This window comes from Longimicrobium sp. (assembly GCA_036387335.1).
In the GTDB taxonomy this organism is placed as follows: domain Bacteria; phylum Gemmatimonadota; class Gemmatimonadetes; order Longimicrobiales; family Longimicrobiaceae; genus Longimicrobium.
Window position 1 is genome coordinate 64,020 of record DASVTZ010000073.1, and the last position, 19,264, is coordinate 83,283.

Annotated in this window: 18 protein-coding genes; 4 read left to right on the forward strand and 14 right to left on the reverse strand. The window is 70.3% G+C overall.

What is annotated here, in order from left to right:
* The first annotated feature begins 116 nt into the window (after window positions 1-116).
* Window positions 117-761 carry a regulatory protein RecX gene (locus VF647_06330; GenBank protein ID HEX8451692.1) on the forward strand — a complete coding sequence of 215 codons (645 nt, stop codon included), beginning with the start codon at window positions 117-119 and terminating at the stop codon, window positions 759-761.
* Between the two features lie 33 nt (window positions 762-794).
* Here VF647_06330 and VF647_06335 read toward each other — a convergent pair whose 3' ends face one another.
* A complete protein-coding gene (locus VF647_06335; protein ID HEX8451693.1) occupies window positions 795-1,067 on the reverse strand; it encodes a Txe/YoeB family addiction module toxin in 273 nt (90 codons plus the stop codon).
* A gap of 556 nt (window positions 1,068-1,623) precedes the next feature.
* On the opposite strand from VF647_06335, the gene VF647_06340 reads away from it, so the two are divergent.
* Window positions 1,624-3,978 carry a penicillin acylase family protein gene (locus VF647_06340; GenBank protein HEX8451694.1) on the forward strand — a complete coding sequence of 785 codons (2,355 nt, stop codon included), beginning with the start codon at window positions 1,624-1,626 and terminating at the stop codon, window positions 3,976-3,978.
* Window positions 3,979-4,028: 50 nt separating this feature from the next.
* On the opposite strand, the gene VF647_06345 is transcribed toward VF647_06340, so the two are convergent.
* The 7 genes from VF647_06345 to VF647_06375 form a co-directional block, all read right to left on the reverse strand.
* A complete protein-coding gene (locus VF647_06345) occupies window positions 4,029-4,265 on the reverse strand; it encodes a hypothetical protein (protein HEX8451695.1) in 237 nt (78 codons plus the stop codon).
* A 27-nt stretch (window positions 4,266-4,292) separates the two neighbouring features.
* The gene (locus tag VF647_06350) at window positions 4,293-5,564 is read right to left on the reverse strand and encodes a DUF3131 domain-containing protein (GenBank protein HEX8451696.1); all 1,272 of its coding nucleotides are present in this window, start codon (window positions 5,562-5,564) and stop codon (window positions 4,293-4,295) included.
* A gap of 42 nt (window positions 5,565-5,606) precedes the next feature.
* The gene (locus tag VF647_06355; GenBank protein ID HEX8451697.1) at window positions 5,607-5,951 is read right to left on the reverse strand and encodes a type II toxin-antitoxin system PemK/MazF family toxin; all 345 of its coding nucleotides are present in this window, start codon (window positions 5,949-5,951) and stop codon (window positions 5,607-5,609) included.
* Entirely contained in the window at window positions 5,924-6,145 is a 222-nt protein-coding gene (locus tag VF647_06360) for a hypothetical protein (GenBank protein HEX8451698.1), read from the reverse strand. The genes VF647_06355 and VF647_06360 overlap by 28 nt, the downstream gene beginning before the upstream one ends.
* Before the next feature lie 416 nt (window positions 6,146-6,561).
* Entirely contained in the window at window positions 6,562-7,401 is an 840-nt protein-coding gene (locus VF647_06365; protein HEX8451699.1) for a metallophosphoesterase, read from the reverse strand.
* Window positions 7,402-7,417: 16 nt separating this feature from the next.
* A complete protein-coding gene (locus tag VF647_06370; GenBank protein HEX8451700.1) occupies window positions 7,418-8,257 on the reverse strand; it encodes a prolipoprotein diacylglyceryl transferase in 840 nt (279 codons plus the stop codon).
* 372 nt (window positions 8,258-8,629) lie between these two features.
* Window positions 8,630-9,529 carry a DMT family transporter gene (locus VF647_06375; protein ID HEX8451701.1) on the reverse strand — a complete coding sequence of 300 codons (900 nt, stop codon included), beginning with the start codon at window positions 9,527-9,529 and terminating at the stop codon, window positions 8,630-8,632.
* A gap of 220 nt (window positions 9,530-9,749) precedes the next feature.
* Between VF647_06375 and VF647_06380 the strand changes: the two genes are divergently transcribed.
* Entirely contained in the window at window positions 9,750-10,148 is a 399-nt protein-coding gene (locus tag VF647_06380; GenBank protein ID HEX8451702.1) for a hypothetical protein, read from the forward strand.
* 294 nt (window positions 10,149-10,442) lie between these two features.
* Here the strand turns inward: VF647_06380 and VF647_06385 are convergent, their stop codons facing one another.
* The 6 genes from VF647_06385 to VF647_06410 form a co-directional block, all read right to left on the reverse strand.
* Window positions 10,443-12,383: a pyridoxal-dependent decarboxylase gene (locus VF647_06385; GenBank protein ID HEX8451703.1), complete on the reverse strand. Its 1,941-nt coding sequence runs from the start codon at window positions 12,381-12,383 to the stop codon at window positions 10,443-10,445.
* A gap of 172 nt (window positions 12,384-12,555) precedes the next feature.
* Window positions 12,556-12,729, reverse strand: a complete 174-nt coding sequence (locus VF647_06390; GenBank protein HEX8451704.1) for a hypothetical protein — start codon at window positions 12,727-12,729, stop codon at window positions 12,556-12,558.
* Between the two features lie 14 nt (window positions 12,730-12,743).
* Window positions 12,744-13,409: a PHP domain-containing protein gene (locus VF647_06395; GenBank protein HEX8451705.1), complete on the reverse strand. Its 666-nt coding sequence runs from the start codon at window positions 13,407-13,409 to the stop codon at window positions 12,744-12,746.
* The gene (coaE, locus tag VF647_06400) at window positions 13,402-14,007 is read right to left on the reverse strand and encodes a dephospho-CoA kinase (protein HEX8451706.1); all 606 of its coding nucleotides are present in this window, start codon (window positions 14,005-14,007) and stop codon (window positions 13,402-13,404) included. Before coaE ends, VF647_06395 begins: the two co-directional genes overlap by 8 nt.
* A 5-nt stretch (window positions 14,008-14,012) precedes the next feature.
* A complete protein-coding gene (locus VF647_06405; protein HEX8451707.1) occupies window positions 14,013-14,402 on the reverse strand; it encodes a hypothetical protein in 390 nt (129 codons plus the stop codon).
* A 53-nt stretch (window positions 14,403-14,455) separates the two neighbouring features.
* On the reverse strand, window positions 14,456-15,430 hold the full coding sequence (locus tag VF647_06410; protein ID HEX8451708.1) for an MBL fold metallo-hydrolase: 975 nt from the start codon (window positions 15,428-15,430) through the stop codon (window positions 14,456-14,458).
* 412 nt (window positions 15,431-15,842) lie between these two features.
* Between VF647_06410 and mfd the strand changes: the two genes are divergently transcribed.
* On the forward strand, window positions 15,843-19,190 hold the full coding sequence (gene mfd, locus VF647_06415) for a transcription-repair coupling factor (protein ID HEX8451709.1): 3,348 nt from the start codon (window positions 15,843-15,845) through the stop codon (window positions 19,188-19,190).
* The last annotated feature ends 74 nt before the right edge of the window (window positions 19,191-19,264 follow it).

Below are 19,264 nucleotides of genomic sequence, written 5' to 3' on the forward strand. Positions count from 1 at the left end.
ACAAGGTTGCCGCCGGGCACGCACGCGGCTGGCCGGGGTACCTGATGCAGGGAGAATCCACGCTTCTACGGCCGAAACGGCCCGCACGCCCGTCCACGCTCACGTATCCAGACTTCGTGAAGATCACCGCCATCCAGCCGCAAAAGAACCACGCCGAGCGCCTCAACGTGCACGTGGACGGCGCGTTCCGCCTGGCGCTCGCCGCGGAGATCGTGCTGGCCGAGGGGCTGCGCGTGGGCGACGAGATGCCGGAAGCGCGCATCCTGGAGCTGGAGGCGCGCGACCAGACGTGGAAGGCGCGCGAGGCGGCCCTGCACCTCCTTGCCTTCCGTCCGCGCACCGCCGCCGAGCTCCGCCGCCGCCTGCGCGAAAAGGGCTACGCCCCCGAGGTCACCGACAGCGTCGTCGAGCGGCTGGGGGAGACGGGAGTGGTCGACGACTCCTCATTTGCGGAGATGTTCGTGCGCGACCGCGTCCGCCTGCGCCCCAAGGGGAAGCGCATCCTCGCCCAGGAGCTGCGCGCCAGGGGCGTCGACGGCGAGATGGCGCAGGCCGCCATCGAGGACGTCATGGAGCGCGAGAACACCACCGACGTGGACCTCGCGCGCCAGGCCGCCGCCCGCTGGCGCCCCCGCCCCGGCGAAGACCCGCAGGCCTCCCGCCGCCGCCTCTACGGCTTCCTCGCCCGCCGCGGCTTCGGCAGCGAAGCAATCATGGCCGTGCTGGGTGAAGCGCTCGCGCCGGAGGCGGAAGAGTTGTAACCGGTGAGCAGGTGCGGCTTCAAGACCACCGGCCTATTCGTAGTGGTAGCGCGCCTTCACGCAGTCGAGCGCACCTTCGACAACCCTATAGACGAAGCGGTGCTCGGCAGTGAGACGACGGGACCAGAAGCCCGCGAACTCGCCTTGCAGCGGCTCCGGCTTTCCGATTCCCTGAAACGGGCTGCGGCGGGTCTCCTCAACGAGCCGTATTAGGCGGGCGGCGACTCTCGGGTCCTCCTGCACCCAGCAGTAGAGATCTTCCCAAAACTGGGGCTGAACGATCAGGTGCCGCTGGGATCGTCCCACAGCGGCACCTGGATTCAACTCTGTCTTAGGCCTCTTCCGTTTAGCCAAGGCCCGTCCACCTGCGAAGATCTTCCATAGTCATGATCGTCCCCTCACCCGCAAGCGAGCTTCGCACCGCGGCCCGCAGCCGCTCCGCGTTCGCAGGCGAAGCGAGCAGGTGCTCGGTATCATTGCGGCTGGAGGTGCGCGCGCGCGCGCCGAAACGGCTCCCCAGACGGAGGTGCCGCACGGCTCGCCTCGCCGTGGATGCCAGCGCTTCTTCCCTGCTACCGGAGGTGTCGATCACGTTCTTCGTCACTGTGGTGCGCACCTCCACTCTGGCGTGTTTACCTGCTTCGAGATACCCCGGCTCATCGTAGGCGGTTCCTGCGAACTGGTCAATATTTCGCCCTCCCGAACCTTGTTTCCACGCACAGTTTCGAAAAGCAGCTGCAGAGAATCCCAGCGTCTCAACGCGCCTCTGCGTCTCCGCGCCTCCGCGTGAGATTGCAGTTTCAGCGCCCGGGGCCCATGATTGCCAAGCCCCTACGTGCTGATCCCTCCTGAACCAAAATCAATGAAGAAGCTCGGGTACGCCATGCTGGCGCTGCTGCTGCTCGTCGTCGCGGGATTGGCGGGCACCCGCTGGTACATGGGCCGCGCGGAGCCGGACCCGGGGCGCGACGCGGCGCTCGCCGGGCTGGGCGCGCCGGTGGAGGTGTGGCGCGACTCGCTTGCGGTGCCGCACGTGTGGGCGCGCAACGAGGCGGACCTCTTCCGCGCGATGGGCTACGTCCATGCGCAGGACCGGCTCTGGCAGATGGAGCTCTTCCGGCGCGTGGCGGACGGGCGCATGGCCGAGATCCTGGGCCCCGACCTCGTGGACACCGACCGCTTCCTGCGCACCGTCGGGATGGGCCGCGCCGCCGCCGAGGACGAGCGCATGCTCGACCCGCCCGCCCGCGCGCTCCTCCAGGCGTACGCGGACGGCGTGAACGCGTGGATGCGCGAGCACCCCGGGCCGCTCCCCCCCGAGTTCATGATCCTCCGCTTCAAGCCGGAGCCCTGGAAGGTCCGCAACACCCTCTCCATCGCCAAGATCATGGCGTGGGACCTGGCCGGCTGGGAGCTCGACCTGGAGCTCCAGCGCGCCGTCGACGCCGTGGGCCCGGAGCTCGGCCGTGACCTCATCCCCGCCTATCCCGACTCCGGCATCACCATCATGGAGGACGTGGCAGTGGCGCCCGCCGCCGCGCCCGCCGCCCCCCGCGTCTCGGGGATGTCGATCCCGTCGATCCCGCCCATCGCCGCGGCGCTGCTGGACGGCGTATCGGCGGCGAGGGCGTCGAACGCGTGGGTGATCGGCGGGTCGCGGACGAAGTCGGGCAAGCCCATCCTCGCCAACGACATGCACCTGGCGCTGCGGGCGCCGGCGCTCTGGTACCTCGCCGCGCTGCACGGTGGCGGACTCAACGTGGCGGGGATGACCCTTCCCGGCGTGCCGGTGGTGATCGCCGGGCACAACGACCGCGTGGCGTGGGGCTTCACCAACGCCATGGTGGACGACGTGGACTACTTCATCGAAGAGACCGATCCCGCCGACAGCACGCGCTACCGCACGGAGCGGGGATCGGAGCCGTTCATCGTCCGCCACGACACCATCCGCGTCAAAGGCGAGGCCCCGGTGGTCCACCGCGTCCGCGCCACGCGCCACGGGCCCGTGCTCTCCGATGTGGAGAAGCGTTCCGGCGGCCGCGTGCTGGCGATGAAGTGGACGGCGCTCGATCCGTCGCGCGAGGTGTCGGCGTTCTTTGGGATGAACCGCGCGCGCAACGCCGCCGAGTTCGTGGCCGCCATGCACGACTTCCGCACGCCGCACCAGAACGTCGTCTTCGCGGACGTGGATGGCGCGTTCGGCTACCAGATGGGCGGCCGGGTCCCCGTGCGTCGCAACGCCGGCACCATCCTCCCCGTCCCCGGCTGGACGGGCGAGGGGGAGTGGGAGCGCTACCTGGAGCTTTCCGAGCACCCGCACCTGCTCAACCCGCCGCGGGGGTACATCGTCACCGCCAACAACCTGCAGTCGCGCGCACTGCACGCCCGCATCGGTACCGAGTACGTGGGCCCCGCGCGCGCGGAGCGCATCACTGAGATGGTGCGGGCCGGCAGCCGCCTGACCGCCGCCGACGTCGCCCGCCAGCAGATGGACGTGCGCGACCTCTTCGCCTTGCGCCACCTCCCACTCGCCGTGCGCGCCGCCGGCCTCGCGGGCGACACCGCCGCGGCGCACACGCTGCGCGCGTGGGACGGAAGCGCCACGCTCGACTCGCGCGCGACGCCGCTCTTCTACACCTGGTTCGACGCCCTCCGCAAGCTCATCGGCGACGACGAGTTCCGCGGCAAGACCCCGTACTTCGGCCGCGGCACCCTGGATCGCCTCCTGGCCCGCGGCGGCGGCGCCTGGGTGGACGACGTGCGCACTCCCAGGCGCGAGACGCTGGACGAGCTCTCCGCCGAGGCCATGCGCCAGGCCATACGCACGGTGGACGGCCGCAACTGGGGCGAGATGCACAGCACGCGCATGGATCACCCGCTGGGCGTCGTGAGCGCGCTCGACCGCGCCTTCGGCCTCAACATCGGCCCCTTCCCCTCCCCGGGCTCCTCGAACACGGTGAACGCGCTCGGGCTGGGACGTCGCCAGGCGCCGTACGTCAACGGCTACGGCCCCAGCCAGCGCCACGTGGTGGACATGGCGCACGTGGACGACGAGGGAGGTTTCATCATCCCCACGGGCCAGTCCGGCATCCCCACCTCCCGGCACTACCAGGACCAGACGCTGCTCTGGCGCGAAGGCCGCCTCTGGCGCATCCCGCTCGACCGCCGCAAGGCAGAGGCGCGGACAGTAGCGCGCCTGACCCTGCGGCCGCAGTAGGCGCAGACGAGGAACGCCGCCGGACGCATGTCTGGCGGCGTTCCTCGTTCTCAAGAGGCCGGCGTCCCCGCCTTCTGCTCTCGCATGGTTCCCGCAAGCGCGCGCAGCGCCCGGTTCACGGCATCCGAATCTGGAAAGACTTCGGCGACATCAGGATCGAGAAGCACGATGCTGACGGAGCGCGCGTAACGTTCCGCGTACTTTCCCCGCACACCACCGCTGAAATCGTACTCCGAAAGCATCTCGTCGTCGTGCCGCGTGATGGTGCTGGGTGGATTCTTCTTCATACTTCCGCCGAAGGACGTGCAGCTTCGTCAGTGCACCAGCGGAAGCCGGTCCACGCTGTACAGGGCGGCCTCGAGGATGGCGGCGGCGGTGTTGACGTTCTCGCTTCCCGTGGGGGCGCGGCTCCCTTCGAACACGCCCGAGCTCCACCCGCGGACCGGGCTGAGGGCGGGCGCCACGGCGTCGGCGCCCAGGCGGGTGTAGGGGCTCGGAAGGAGCGCGTGCCAGGCGAAAGCGGCCTTGGCGCTGATCCAGCGCGGCCCGTCGAGCACGGTCTCGCTCCCCTGCACGCCCACGGAGAAGGGGTTTCCGCGGTAGCTTATGGCGTAGTAGTAGAAGTAGTACGGCGCGATGGGGACGTGGTCCTCGCTCACGAAGGTGACCTCGCCGGTGCGCCGGTACCGCTCCTCCTGCGCCTCCAGCGAACCGGTCGCGAGCTGCTTCATCTCGCGGTTCCACCCCAGCTCCATCCCCATCAGGATGAACGGCTCGCTAGTGAGGAAGTCGTCGCCGCGCCGGTCGGCGAGGAGAGGCACGCCGTAGACCTGGATCGGAAGCGAGTTCTCGCGCAGGCTCAGCGCCCGCTCGGCGCGCTGGCCCCAGAGCGCGAAGCCGTACGCCGCGTACTGCTCGTATCCCAGGCGCCCTTCCTGGTACCGGAGCAGCTGCCCAGCGGGGGTGAGCTCCGCGCCGGACAGGTACCCGTCGCGCACCATCTCCGCCAGCTTGATCCTCGCCACGATCCGCCGCACCGCCGGCCCGTACTGCGGATGGCGCGTCTCGATGATCCTGAGCCACACCAGCAGCCGGCCCACGTCCGTGGTGGACCATCCGAAGCCGCGCTCCCCGACCGTCTGGTCGCGGTCGTCGCGCCCGGCCACGGCGCCGGTGAGCGTGGAGTAGTTCTTGTTCGGCGCCACCTCGTCGAAGAAGCGAAGCCCCTCGATCGTCTGCAGCGCCCGCGTCATGCGCGCGTCGAAGTCCTGGGGCGTGATGATTCCCAGCTCGCCCGCGCAGTGGAACGCCGCCAGCCCGCTCGCCATGTCCCAGACCGTGGCGTACGTGTAGCTCCTCACGGAGTTGACCAGCCCCGTCTGCGGCTGGTACTCGCGATCCACGTACGTCCACGCACCGCGCGCCGCCTCGAGCAGAAAGGCCTGGTCCGGATGCGGATTGGGCCGGCCGGGGCGCGGAAGCTCCGGCAGCAGCGAATCCGGCGCGTCGTCGGCGCACGCGGCGACCCCGAGCGCTACGAGCGCGGCGGCGGCGAGTTTGAGGAGTTTTCGTGAACGAGTGGGCACGGGGTAACTCGGGAGAGGGAGAAGACGTCGCGCAGCAGATACTTAGTTCTGGCTTTCGGGCCGCAGGAGATCGATGACAGCATCCACGATACGATCCCTGGATGCGGAGCCCAGCACTCCAACCCGGCGGACCGCGAGTGATGCGCTCATCGTAAAGAGCTTCGCCGGACGCGCATAGCTGGTGTGACGCAACGCACCCGCGGTGAAATCAATCCGAGTGAGCTCGACAGCCGTCGGATCAGCGTAAGCGTTGCTCGTGAGCTGGCAGAGCACGACATCACCCCGCCCGGCGTCCGCGAGCACGACAGCGGGGCGCAACTTGGCCCGCGACAAATCGGAGTACGGGAACGGGATCAGGACTACTGCTCCTGCTGCAAATACGCCCATGCGGCGTCCTCCTCCTCGCGATTCCAGTCGGACAGCGCACCTTCGCTGAGCAACAACGATGTATCTGGCACCGCGACATTCACCTTCTCGTCGAGCACCGTCACGAGCGCACGGCGGCTCTCGCAGAGTGACAGCGGCTCGAGCAGTCGCACGTGTCCGCTCGGAGTGATGACGGCTTCCACTGTTTGTGGCATGGGTCCTCCTCGTCCGAAGTGATTCGCGATCCGGTGCGGCGCATGACATGGGGTCCGAGTCGCCTCTCCTAGCGCTCAGCGACGGTCAACGAGACTCCGGATTGTCAGCCGCTGCACCATCGGCACTCTGAAGAACCGTCCTGTTGAACTCGGCCTCGACCGCCCGCAGGTTGATTTCCAGCCTTGCTCGCTTCTCCTGCGTCAGTCCGGCGTGCTGTGCAACATCAAACTGTCCACCACAAAAAGCCCAAACGGGAGCAGCGTCTGGATGATCATCTGCAGATTGCGCTGCACGAACTCCCAGATCACTCGCCGCTCCTCGCGCTGGTGTGTGTCGCTGGCTCTTATACCGGAAGCCCCTGGACACGCAATCTAGCTGGCGATCTACGGCGCTCCAATACTGCGCCACACATCCGTCACCCGGTGAACACAGTGAGTTCCGGTGTGGCCCCAAAGCGGATGGGAAGGACGGAGGTACCGATGCCGCGGGAGACATAGAGCGGCGGCGCGCCGTCGCCGCGGAACCAGCCGCGCACGTAGCGGCCTGTCCCCGGCGGAACGAGCGGCGCCCAACCGCCGACGGTGACCTGCCCGCCGTGTGTGTGGCCCGAAAGCATGAGCCTGATGCCGGCGACGTCCACCGGGTCGATCGGAATGGCGCCGGCCGTGTTCGCGTGCGCGGCGACGGTGTCGCGGTAGGCGGGGGAGTGGGCCAGGAGGATGCGTACCAGCGCCGGATCTACGCCACGCAATGCTGCGCGCAGGTCGGGGGCGCCTACGAGGTCGTCCAGACCCGTGATCCCAACGGGGCCAGTTGTGTGCGGGTGCACGATGGACTCGTTCACCAGGAGCCGCGCGTTGTGGCGTTCGTAGACGGCCGCGAGCGCGCGCAGGTCCACCCCGCTCCAGTGCTCCCAATTGCCCAGGATCGCGTACTTGGGAAGGCGCGGGTCGAGGAGGGCGAGGAAGGCGTCCAGCGTGGGGAGCGCGTCCTCCTGATCCACCGAGTCGCCGGTCAGCAGGGCGAAGTCGGGGCGGGCGCGGGCGGTTTCGGTGGCGATGCGGCGGTGGATGGAGCCGATGCCGCGCAGGTGCAGGTCGGTGATCTGGACGAAGCGGAGGGACGCGTGCCGCGGCGGGAGGGAGAGGCTGTGGCGCGTCACCTCAAGCGAGCGCGGCTCCCACCACGCCGCATCGACGCCGAGCGCGGCGGCACCGAGCGCCGCCGCCGCTCCAAGGAAGCGGCGGCGGTTCACCGGGCCGCGGAGCCGTTCACGCGGCGGCCGTGCGGCGCGGGGCCGCGGGGGCCTTGGCGTGGCGCGCGAGGTACGCCACCCCCGCGACCCCCGCCCCCATCATCAGGATGCTGATGAGCTGTGCGATCGTCAGCACGCCCAGGAAGCGGTCGTCCTTCGCGCGGAAGATCTCCACGATGAAGCGCTCCACACCGGCCAGCGCCACCCACACCATGAAGAGCATCCCCGGCGTGGCCAGGCGCGGCTGCACCCGCTTCAGGATGAAGAAGATGATGAGCGACATCCCCACTTCGTAGAGCTGCGTGGGGTGCACGGCGTAGACGGTGTCGGGCGGCACGTTCGCCGGGATGTCCACGCCGAACTCGCGCAGGTTGGCGGCCGTCGACGGAGGCGCGCCCTTGGGGAAGGCCACGGCCCACGGGAGGTCGGAGGGGCGTCCGTAGTCGTCGCCCACCAGGAAGCACCCCATACGGCCGATGGCGTACCCTACCGCCAGCGCCAGCGCGGATGCGTCCGCCATCCGCCCAAAGGGCATCCCTGACTTCTTCACGCGCCACGCGATCACCGCCGCCGCCAGGATCAGCCCGCCGTACCACACGAGTCCCGAACGCGACAGGAGGGCGCGCATGGGATCGGCCATCGTGTCCTGCCAGTTCAGGATCATGTAGTAGATCTTGGACCCCAGGATCCCGAAAACGGCGGCGTATCCCACCATGTCCCACGCCTGCTCCGGGTCCAGCCCCACGCGCGCCAGCTCGCGCGAAGCCACCCATCCGGCGACGAGGAAAGCCAGCGCCATCATCACCCCGAAAGAGGTGACCGTGAATCCGCCGATCTGGATCAGAACCGGGTACATGGGAGCTCGAATGAGGGATGCCGCGCGGAGTGGTCTCCGCGGAAGGAGGTAAGCTAACGTTTTTCGTCCGCGCCGGTAGAGAGCAAGTGCGTGAGTGCGTGAGTGCGTTAGTGCGTTTTGACCGTGCCCCCCCATTTGTCATCCTGAGAGAGCCGCCTCCCCTACATCAGCGGTGCACCGGACTTTCGGCGGCGATCGAAGGATCTAGCCGGCGAGGCAAGAGGCCTGCGTGATCCGCTGATCCCGGCTCGCATAGTAGATCCTTCGCTCCGCGCCAGAAGTCGGAGTACGGGAAAGGGTGGTGAAGCGCGTCGCTCAGGATGACAAAATGGCGCCCCGCACTAGCGCACTCACGCACTCACGCACTTCCGTTCATTCCTCCACCAGTTCCGCCGCATCCTGCACTGCGCCGCGCGCGCGGGCGAGACGGCCGGCCCATACGGTGACCGAGACGCCGGCGAAGATCAGGAGCGCGGCGGGGAGAAGGCGGGCGGAGGGGCGCTCGTGGAGGAGCCACGTCGCCAGCACCGCCGTGAGGATCGGCTGGATGTAGACGAAGACACTCACCACGCTGCTCTCCACGCGGGTGAGCGCGTAGACGTTCAGGTAATACGCGCCCACCGTGGGCCCCACCACGATCCACGCCAGCGCCATCCAGGTGACCGCTGTGGCGCGCCCCGCTTCGGCCAGCAGGGGGGCGGCGCCCCACGGCATCATCCCCGGAACGCCGAAGACGAAGACCCAGGTGATGACCGTCAGCGGATGGTAGCGTTGCACCAGCCCGCGCGAGATCACCAGGTACACGGAGAAGCACGCGACGTTGAGCAGCGCCAGCAGGTTCCCAAGCGCGGCACCGGTGGTCCCGCCCATCCCCACCAGGTACAGCGCCCCCGATGCGGCCAACGCGATCCCCAGCCACTTGGCGGGCGTCGCGCTCTCCTTCCTCAGCAGGATGGCGATGAGTAGCGTCATCGCGGGGCCGGCGGCGGTGAAGGTCTGCGCGGCCGTAGCCGTGGTGAGGGTGAGCGCGGTGATATAGAGGAGCTGGTTGGCGATCACCCCGAAGACGGAGTACAGCGCCAGCTCCAGGTAGTCGCGAAGGGAGTGGATGCGCTCCCCCACCAGCACCCGCTGAAGCACCACAAAGAGGATCGCGGCGAAGGTTACGCGCAGCATCGCCAGCGCGGGGCTCGACAGCTCGCGGAGCGCCACCTTCACCGCGATGGGGAGCGTGGAAAAGAGCACCTGCACCAGCACGAGCGATAAGTACACCTGCCGCGACTTCAAGACGGCACCCTCTCCGGCGGATGAAAATAGAAAATCCGGTCTGGCCCCCGGCGGGGGGCTAGACCGGTCCAGGGGTGCGGGTACACCGGCGCGGCGGCGAGGTTCGCGTGGGGTGCGCCCTGTCAGCGCGCGGGGCGGGTGCGTATCTTGCGCGCGCCGCGGTTCAGCCCGCGGACCACGAACCCGACCCTACGCCGGAGGAGACATGCCGATTCACGAACACGACCACCCGAGCCACGAACACACCCCTCACGCCGAGGACGGGCTCGGGCTGCTGGTCGGTTTCCGCATCTTCGAGGACGAAGGGGAGCTGTACCTGGCCGAAGCCGAGATCAGCCCGTACGTGGACGATTCCAACGCGCTCGGCGTGACCATGGTCTTCCACCCTCTCTCCGGGATCGACCCGACCACGGACGAGGGCGACGACGAGCGCGAAGCCTTCCCCTTCGACTTCGACGACGAGCTGACCCGCGACGAGGCCGCCCCGCTGCGCGAGCAGGCGCAGGCGATCCTCCGCCAGCTCAGCCAGATCCCCGAAGAGTCGCTGCGCGAGTACCTGCGCGTCGCCCGCGAGGAGCAGAACGTCGAGGCGGAGGAGGAGTAAGGCGGCGCAGGCCCCCACCCCGCTCGTTCCTCGCTGCCCCTCCCCCAAACTGCTGGGGGAGGGGCGTTTGGCGGGCGTAGGTGCCGCGGGCAGGCGGCGGCGCCGCGCGGGGCACGGGCAGCCACGCGGGGCTGCCCCTACGGGGTTGGTGCGTGGGGCGTCAGGCCGAGGGTGGGCACGATCAACCGTGCCCTGCGAGCAGATGCCCGAGACAGGCGGAGTGCACCCTTTCCCCCGCTTGCGGGGGAGAGGGCCGGGGAGAGGGGGACCCCGCGTGCCCGACCCCCGCCCGCCTTACAACACCGCCTCCAGCACCCCCCGCAGCGTCTTCGCGAACCCGCCCACGAAGTCCATCTTCCCGCGCCGCGAGGCGAGGAACGGGTCCATCACCGTGCAGCGGATGACGCTGACGCCGCCGGCGCGCTCGTAGTCCTCGCGGGAGAAGCCGAGCCCCTGGAGGATGGGGTCGGCGGCGTGGCCGTACTCCCGCGCGCGCAGCACGGTCTTGGTGACGAAGTAGTCGAGCTGGCGCGCGGAGCGCTCCTCGGACACGCTCATGGCGCCGTACACGCGCCCCGCGAAGTCGTTGGTCGCCTCCAGCGTGGTGAGCGACGGATGGCCGATGGCGAAGCAGACGATGTTCAGGTCCGGCAGGGGGAGCGGAACCAGGGTGAACGGACCCCAATCGCCGCTCGCGAGGCGGCGGTGCAGGAGGAGGGCGCCGCGCGCCGTCTCGCCGATGAGCCGGCCGTAGCCGCTGGAGTCGAGCGGCAGCACCTTGTGCGACATCCACACGCCCGCCGCCGCAGCGCCCGGCTTGGATCCCTCGAAGATGAAGCGCCCGATGTACCCCCACTCCGACGCGCCGCGGTGGAACAGGTACGGCGCCTCCACCGCCACCAGCTCGCGCACCCGCAGGTCGCGAAAGGAAACCGCGCCCGCCGGGTATGGGATGAAGCCCAGCTTGTGCGGGTCAATGGTGACCGTATCGGTGCGCTCCATTGCGCAGAGGCCGCGGTACACTCCCTCTTCGGGCCACGCCTCGGGCGCATAGTCGGCGAGCGCGTCCTCGTAGGAGCGGCGGCGCCCGTCCGGACCGCGGGTGATGGAGGCCGCGTAGCCGCCCCACGCCGCGTCCGCGTGCAGGTGGAAGGCGACGCCGCGCTCCCGCGCCACCCGTTCGCGCACGTCGGCGATCAGGTCCAGGCGGTCCACCGCGCTCTCCTCCGTCGTCCCGATCACCGAGACGCAGGCGATGATGGGCTGCTTGCGATCCGCCAGGGCGTGCACCGTCGCCTCCAGGGCGGCGGGGTCCATGCGGAAGCGCCGGTCCACGGGGACGTGGATGAGCTGCCGCCCGCCGATCCCCAGCGCTCGGCAGATCTTCTCCCACGAATAGTGGGCGGTGGAGGGGACCAGCACCGCCCCGTCCTGCAGCGCGTCGCCGAACTGCTGCGAAAGGCGCCGCCCGAACTCCTGGTAGCCGAGGCCGGCCAGCGAGTGCTGCGCCAGCGCCTCCACCGCCGCGCCGTCATCCCCCAGGCGCGCGCGGAAGGCGTCGGCCAGGTCCATGGCGTCCTCCGGCGCGACGTTGAGGAGGCCCCACAGGTCCATGTCGTCCAGCGAGGCGCGCCCGCCCGCGGGAGTGCCCACCGAGAGCCCGCCCACCCCCGCCTCCTCCGCCGCCCAGCGCACCGCGACCGGGAGGTACTTCACGTTGCGCGCGACCCAGAGCGCCTCGAAGTTCGCGACGGTGCCGCCGGAGGTGAGGTGGCCCCACTGCTTCGCGGGATCGTAGCCGATCATGCGCGCGAGCTGGTCCGCCACCTCCAGCTCCATGCGCGTGGTGACGGGCGACGCCTCGGCCGCCACGTTGTTCGGGTTGTAGAGCATCGTGGCGAAGTAGCCGATCAGGCTCGCCATCGTCAGGTCGCTCGACATGTGCCCTATGTAGCGCGGGCTGAAGAACGGCACCCCCGCCTTGAGCTCCCCGAGCAGACCCATCAGCTCGGTGGAGAGCGTGGACAGCGAGGCCTGGTACTCGGGCGCGAGCCGGTCCATCTCCCGCACCTGGAAGCCGTCCTCCGGATGGAAGTTGCGCCTCCAGAAGACGTGGTCGCGGAACGCCTCCAGCAGCAGCCGCTCGAAGACGTCCGCGTTCTCGCCCTTGGGCCCCAAAAAGATGGACGCGAGGTCCACGGGGGCCTCGCGCCGGTAGTTGTTGTGATCGCTCATTTCTTCGACTCTCGTTCATCCCGCCGCGGCGAGCCCGCCCGGGCCGCACGATCTAGCCCCGCGGTGGTTCCAACGCAAGGTGTCACGCAAACGCGCGAAGACGCGAAGGGAAGACTCGGAAGTACTTTCTTTGCGCCTTAGCGCCTTCGCGTGAGCCCTTGGTTTTCGGGGATCACCCGCCGGTTCGCGGGCCGTTCGGGCCGGTGACGTCGGACTTGGCGCTGTCGGCCTGGACGGCGCCGGGGGTGGGCGGGGTCTGCTCGGCGGACGCGGGGGCACCGTCGGCGCCGGGCTCGTGGCGCGAGCAGGCAGAGCACAGCAGCAGCGCGGCGATCAGAAGTCGCATGGTCTCGCTCCGGTTCAGTCGGGAAGGATCAGCTTGCGCACCTTTGCATACGCCGAGCCCAGCACCACGAGCTGCGGCGAGGTCCCCCGCGCCGCCACCCGCCCGCCGTCCAGCGCGCGGAGAAGTCCGTCGCGCGTGGGCTCGAACGGGGGGACCTCCACGTAGGCGGCGCCGATCTCGGCCAGCGTGTGCGCGTCCGAGCCAGCGCCGAGGCGCTTTCCGGCCGCGCGGGCCCACGATTCGCCCCTTTCGTTCAGCTCGGGGCGAAAGGTGCGCGCGTTGTGCGCCTCCACCACGTCCACCAGCTCCGCGATCTCGTCGAGCAGCTTCCCCGCCCCGCTGCGGCGCGTGTCGAAGGGGTGCGGGACGTATACGACGCCGCCCTGCGCCCGGATCGCCTCGCACGTCTCGCGAATAGGGGTGCCACGGGGGATCGCTTCGGTGAGGAAGATGCCGATGATGTCCGGCCCCTCGCGCGTCTTCACCTCCTCGCCCACCAGCACGCGGTCGGGGGCGAGGTCGCGCAGGCGGAGAGCGCCGTCGATGCGGTTGTGGTCGGCGATGACCACGCGGTCGATCCCCCGCTCGTCCATCGCGGCGAGGATCCCCTCCAGCGGGTTCAGCGAGTCCGGCGAGTGGCGGGTGTGGACGTGCATGTCCACGCGCAGCAGCTCAGCCACGCGCGCGCCGCAGGAGCTCGGTCCACACCTCGCGCGAGCGGCGGTCCAGCTCCATCAGCGTCCCCGTGTTGGAGATGACGAAGTCGGCGCGCGCGCGCTTCAGCTCCGAGGGCATCTGCGCGGCGATCATGCGGCGCGCCTCCTCGGGGTCCATGCCGCGGTCGCCCACCAGCCGCGCGAGGCGCACCTCCTCGGGGGCGTCCACCAGCACCACCGCGTCGAAGTCGTCCACCAGCCCCACTTCGAAGAGGAGGGGGATGTCCGCCACCACCACGCGCTCCCCCCGCTCTTGCGCGGCGCGGTACGCCTCCTCCCGGAGCTCTGCGACGGCGGGGTGCACGATGGCCTCCAGCCGCTCGCGCGCGCTCGGGTCGGCGAAGACGATGCGGCGCAGCGCGGCGCGGTCCAGCCCGCCCCCGGCTTCCACTACCTCGTCGCCCCACTCCTCCGCGATGCGGGCCAGCGCCTGAGTACCCGGCTCCACCGCCTGGCGCGACAGGACGTCGGCGTCCACCACGGTGGCGTCGAGCGAGCGCCAGATGCGCGCCACCGTGGACTTGCCCGCGGCGATGTTGCCGGTGAGCCCCACCTTCAGCATCGCGCTCACCGGCGCACCGCCGGCTTGCGGGGCTGCGGCGGCGAGACGATATCGTCCTCCGTGTTCGGGAGGCGGTCGCGCCCCGCGGAGCCCACGAAGTACGCCTTGCGTGTGAGGCGCAGGTAGAACGGCGTTCCCCAGGGGTCGTTCGCGGCGTCCTGCTGGAAGTCGCGCCGGGCCACGAAGCCCGCGAAGCTCGCCGGATCCGGTATGTTGCGCCCCAACGTCTCCTCCTCGTGCAGGATCTCCACGATGTCGTTGACGCGGTTGCGCGCGGACCATTCGTAGAACGGGTTCAGCGCCGGTTGCACGTGGGGCATGGCCCGCGCGCGCAGCTGCGGCACGAGCACCACGGCGCCGATCAGGAGGAGGAGGAAACCGAGCAGCTTGGACATCGGATGGCTCCGGACGGGAAGTCGTGGCGCGCGCGGTCGGCGCGGGCCAGGTGCTACGAGGGGCGGGAGAAGATCTCCGCCCCGTCCGGCGACGGGTGTACGACGGCGCGTCCCGCGGCTGCCAGCCGGTCCAGGTGGGCGCGCGTCTCGCGGATCGCCAGCATCCGCGTGGAGGGGGCGAGGTCGCGCCCCGGGTAGCGCCGCTTCACCACCTCCCAGGTGCTCATCGGGCCCCCATCCAGGCACGCGTCCACCGCTTCGGTCTCGGCTTCGGCGGCGTCGCGCAGCTCGCGGATGCGCCGCGGGCCCGTCGGCGCGCCGTGGCCGCCCAGGATGAGGACGGGCGCGAGCGCCTCCAGCCGCTCCAGTGCCGCCACGTAGTCGCCCACCGGGTCCGCGCGCTGGCGGTTCACTCCCAGTGTGGGGGTGATGCGGGGGAGGACCGCATCGCCCGCGATCAGCACCCCGTCCGCCGGGCGGTGGAGCGACACGTGCCCCGCCGTATGCCCGGGCGTCCACACCCATCGCCACCCCGGCGCGCCGGGCAGGTCGCCGTCCTCGCCGCGGAGGAGCACGTCGGCCGCGAACGGCGGGGCGAGCGCCTTGGAACCGGAGATGGTAGCTTCCAAGGCGCGCACCATCTCGGCGGGAGCCCCGGCGCGGCGCAGGAGGCTCGCGCGGTATGCGGCTTCATCTGCCGGGTTGGCGGCGGCGAAGGCCATCCGCTCGGCGTCCAGCGCGCCCATCGCCAGCGGCGCGGGAGCGGCCCGGAGTGCGCGAACCGCGAGCCCCACGTGATCCACGTGCATGTGCGTGATGACGTGCAGGCATACGCCGTTCCACCCCCCCGCCGCCTCCTGCACGCCGCCATCCAGCGCCTCCCACGCCTCCTCCGTCCCGATTCCGCCATCCACGAGCATCCACCTGTCTGCCTGCAGGCGCACCAGGTACGCATGCACCTCTCGCGGCACGAACGACAGCGGCGTCGTGATGCGCCAGACGTCCGGCGCTGCGGGGTGTGCGGGCAAGTACGCCTGGCGCGAGGGGGTGGAGGGTGTGTCTTCAAATATGGGCCCAGCGGCCCCAGTAGCAAGCGTAACGACAAGTTACGGGCCCATCTGTCATCCTGAGCGACGCGCCGCACCGTCCTCAACTCCGCCCGGATGCATGGCGCGGAGCGAAGGATCTACTGCGCGCGCCGAGAGCCCCGTCGCCGCACGCCGTCCTCCGGCCTCGCCGGCTAGATCCTTCGGTCGCCGCAACGGCAGGGCGGGACACGGCGGATGTCTGGAGGGCGGCTCCCTCAGGATGACAAAGGGGGGTGGCGTCCGCCATCCGTCACCCCTGCCGGTTGACTTGAAGCGCCCTGAGGGGCTAAAATCCAGGGTTGTCCAGAAAAAACCCAGTGCCGCCCCTGGAGCAGACCCGACCCACCGTGCTGTGCCGCACCCGCTGCTGATCGATTCGTTCCGGTCCGTCCCCGCCTTCCAGGCGCTGGCGGCTAGCCTGCCGCGGGCGGGGGGGAGCGCGCTTGCCTCGGGGCTGGCCGGCTCCGCCCCGCTGGTGCTGGTGTCCGCGCTCCACCGCGCCCGCCCCGAGCGGATCTGGACGCTGGTGGCCGCCGGGCCCGAAGCCGCCGAGCAGGCCACGGCCGACCTGGAAGCGCTCCTGGGCGAGGGCGCCGTCTTCCTGTACCCGCAGCGCGAGTCGCTGCCGTACGAGGAGGGCGAGCCGCACCTGGAGATCGGCGGCACCCGCGTGGAGGCGCTGGAGGCGCTCCTCTCCGGCCGCGCGTCGCTCCTCGTCACCACGCCGCGCGCGCTGCAGGAGCTTGCGCCGGCCGTGGAAGGGCTGGACGACCTGCGGCTGGAGATCCGCACCGGCGAGGACGTGCTCCTTCCCGAGCTGGCGGCGCGGCTGGAGGGGATGGGCTTCGAGCGGGTGCCCACGGTGGAGGCGGTGGGGCAGTTCGCGCTGCGCGGCGGCATCGTGGACGTGTTCGGCTTCGGCGCGCCGGAGCCGGCGCGCATCGAGTTCTTTGGCGACACCGTCGAGTCGATCCGCTTCTTCGACATCCTGACGCAGCTCTCCGTGCGTTCCGTGGACGAGCTGCAGCTGCTGCCCGTGGACCTGCGCGCGCAGGCGAGCGTAGGGGCGCGCTCCGCACGCGCCACCGAGGGGAGCGAGCGCAAGTCGCTGCTGGAGTACCTGCCGCAGGACGCCGTGGTGGTGCACCTGGCCGGCGGCGGCACGCGCGGCGAGCTGGACCGCACCTGGCAGGAGGTCCGCCGCCTCCACGCCGCCGAGGCGCAGCGCGGGAACCGCCCGGACGCGCCGGAGACGCTCTTCCTTCCCGCGGAAGAGGCGGCGCGCAGGCTGGAAGGGTTCGCCCAGCTCTTCATCGAAGACACGGGCACCCTTCCCACGCAGACCACGGCCCGCTTCCGCGCCCTGCCGCCGGAGGCCATCGACCGCGACATGGGCCGGCTGGGCGACGTGCTGCGCGGGGCGGCGGCGCGCGGCGAGCAGACGCTTATCCTGTGCGACAACCAGGGACAGCTGGAGCGCCTGCAGGAGCTGCTGGACGAGCTGCGCATCGCGCGGCACGTGGAGCTGGGGATCGGCTCCATCGGCGGCGGCTTCGTGCTGGCGGACGCGGAGCCCCCGCTGCGGCTGCTGACCGACCACGAGATCTTTCGCCGCTCGCGACGCGTGCGCAGGCGCCGCCGGTTCCGCGGCGGGGCGGCGCTGGAGAGCATCGCGGCGCTCAAGCCGGGGGACTACGTCGTCCACATGGACCACGGCGTGGGGCAGTTCCGGCGGATGGAGCTGGTGCGCGTGGGCGAGGAGCAGTTCGAGACGCTGGTGATCGAGTACGCGGGGGGCGAGCTGCTGCGCGTGCCCGTGCACCGGGTGGACCTGATCGAGCGGTGGGTGAGCGACCCGGACGAGAACGCGCCCGCGCCCAAGGTGCACCGCATCGGCGGCAAGGACTGGAGCCGGCAGAAGCAGCGGACCAAGAAGGCCATCGAAGAGATGACCTCGGAGCTGCTGGAGCTGTACGCCGCCCGTGCCGCGGAAAAGGGCTACGCGTTCTCCGCCGACACCCGCTGGCAGCGCGAGATGGAGAGCGCCTTCCTCTTCGAGGACACGCCCGACCAGCGCCAGGCCACCGAGGACGTCAAAAAGGACATGGAGTCGCCGCGCCCCATGGACCGCCTGATCTGCGGCGACGTGGGCTACGGCAAGACGGAGATCGCCATCCGCGCGGCGTTCAAGTCCGTGCAGGACGGGAAGCAGGTGGCGGTGCTGGTGCCGACGACGATCCTCGCCGAGCAGCACATGCACACCTTCAGCGAGCGGCTGGCCGACTTCCCGGTGCGGATCGAGGCGCTCTCGCGCTTCCGCACCACGAAGGAGCAGTCGGACGTGCTGCGGCGCCTGCAGGCGGGCGAGGTGGACATCCTGATCGGCACGCACCGCCTGCTGTCGCACGACGTGCACTTCAAGGACCTGGGCCTCATCGTCGTGGACGAGGAGCAGCGCTTCGGGGTGAAGCACAAGGAGCTCCTCAAGCAGCTCCGCCGCACGGTGGACGTGCTGACGCTCACGGCGACGCCCATCCCGCGCACCCTGCACTTCTCCATGCTGGGGCTACGCGACATGACGCTGATCCAGACGCCGCCCCGCGACCGGCAGCCGGTGATCACCCACGTGCTTCCCTGGGCCGACGCGATCATCGAGGACGCCATGCGGCGCGAGCTGGACCGCGGCGGACAGGTGTTCTTCGTCCACAACCGGGTGGAGACGATCGACGTCGTCGCGCAGCGGGTGCAGCGGCTGATCCCCGAGGCGCGCATCGCCATCGCGCACGGGCAGATGCGGGAGAAGGAGCTGGAGGCGGTGATGACCGCCTTCCTGGACGGCGAGCGCGACGTGCTGGTGGCCACCGCCATCATCGAGAGCGGGCTGGACGTGCCCCGCGCCAACACGCTCATCGTGAACCGTGCCGACCACTTCGGCCTCTCGCAGCTCTACCAGATCCGCGGGCGCGTGGGCCGCAGCCACCACCGGGCGTTCTGCTACCTGCTGATCCCTGACGAGATCCAGGAAGACGCCGAGAAGCGGCTGCGCGTGCTGGAGCACTACACGGAGCTGGGGAGCGGCTACCGCATCGCCCTCAAGGACCTCGAGCTGCGGGGCGCGGGTAACATCCTCGGCTCGCAGCAGAGCGGCTTCGTGCACGCGGTGGGGCTGGACACGTACATGCGGCTGCTGGACGACACCATCAAGCAGCTCAAGGGCGGCAAGGGCGAGAGCCGCGTGCAGCTGGCCGAGGTCTCGGTGGACGGCGCGGCGCTGATCCCCGACGACTACGTGACGGACGAGGCGCAGAAGCTCAACTTCTACCGCCGCCTCTCCCGCGTGGAGACGGTGGAGGCGGCGGAAGCCATCCGCGGCGAGCTGCGCGACCGCTACGGCCCGCTCCGCGAAGAGGTGGAGACGCTGATCGCCACGGCGCAGCTCCGGCTGCTGGGCGGCGAGCTGGGGATCGAGCGGATCCTGGTGCGTCCGTGGGACGTGCGCATCAACTTCCGCCGGGGCAACGTGCCGCGCATGGCGTCGCTGCAGACGGCCTTCTCCGCGCACCAGCTGGCCGTGGAGGTCCGCCGCCCGATGCCGCTCTCGCTGGCCCTTACCCGCCACGGCACGGAGCCGATCCTCCCCACCCTTCTCGCCTCGCTGCGGGACCTGGTGGCGGAGGTCGCGAAGGCCGCGGCGGCGTAGAACAGCAGTGCGTGAGTGCGTTAGTGCGTGAGTGCGCTTTCGACCTTTATGTCATCCTGAGCGAAGCGCCTCAC

What these genes read in the sequence shown, in the direction of transcription:
- VF647_06345 (HEX8451695.1), bottom strand. Translation starts at nt 4,265, where the DNA reads ATGAAGAAGAATCCACCCAGCACCATCACGCGGCACGACGACGAGATG.
- VF647_06380 (HEX8451702.1), top strand. Translation starts at nt 9,750, where the DNA reads ATGCCGATTCACGAACACGACCACCCGAGCCACGAACACACCCCTCAC.
- VF647_06360 (HEX8451698.1), bottom strand. Translation starts at nt 6,145, where the DNA reads ATGCCACAAACAGTGGAAGCCGTCATCACTCCGAGCGGACACGTGCGA.
- VF647_06385 (HEX8451703.1), bottom strand. Translation starts at nt 12,383, where the DNA reads ATGAGCGATCACAACAACTACCGGCGCGAGGCCCCCGTGGACCTCGCG.
- VF647_06355 (HEX8451697.1), bottom strand. Translation starts at nt 5,951, where the DNA reads ATGGGCGTATTTGCAGCAGGAGCAGTAGTCCTGATCCCGTTCCCGTAC.
- coaE (HEX8451706.1), bottom strand. Translation starts at nt 14,007, where the DNA reads ATGCTGAAGGTGGGGCTCACCGGCAACATCGCCGCGGGCAAGTCCACG.
- VF647_06405 (HEX8451707.1), bottom strand. Translation starts at nt 14,402, where the DNA reads ATGTCCAAGCTGCTCGGTTTCCTCCTCCTCCTGATCGGCGCCGTGGTG.
- VF647_06390 (HEX8451704.1), bottom strand. Translation starts at nt 12,729, where the DNA reads ATGCGACTTCTGATCGCCGCGCTGCTGCTGTGCTCTGCCTGCTCGCGC.
- VF647_06370 (HEX8451700.1), bottom strand. Translation starts at nt 8,257, where the DNA reads ATGTACCCGGTTCTGATCCAGATCGGCGGATTCACGGTCACCTCTTTC.
- VF647_06340 (HEX8451694.1), top strand. Translation starts at nt 1,624, where the DNA reads ATGAAGAAGCTCGGGTACGCCATGCTGGCGCTGCTGCTGCTCGTCGTC.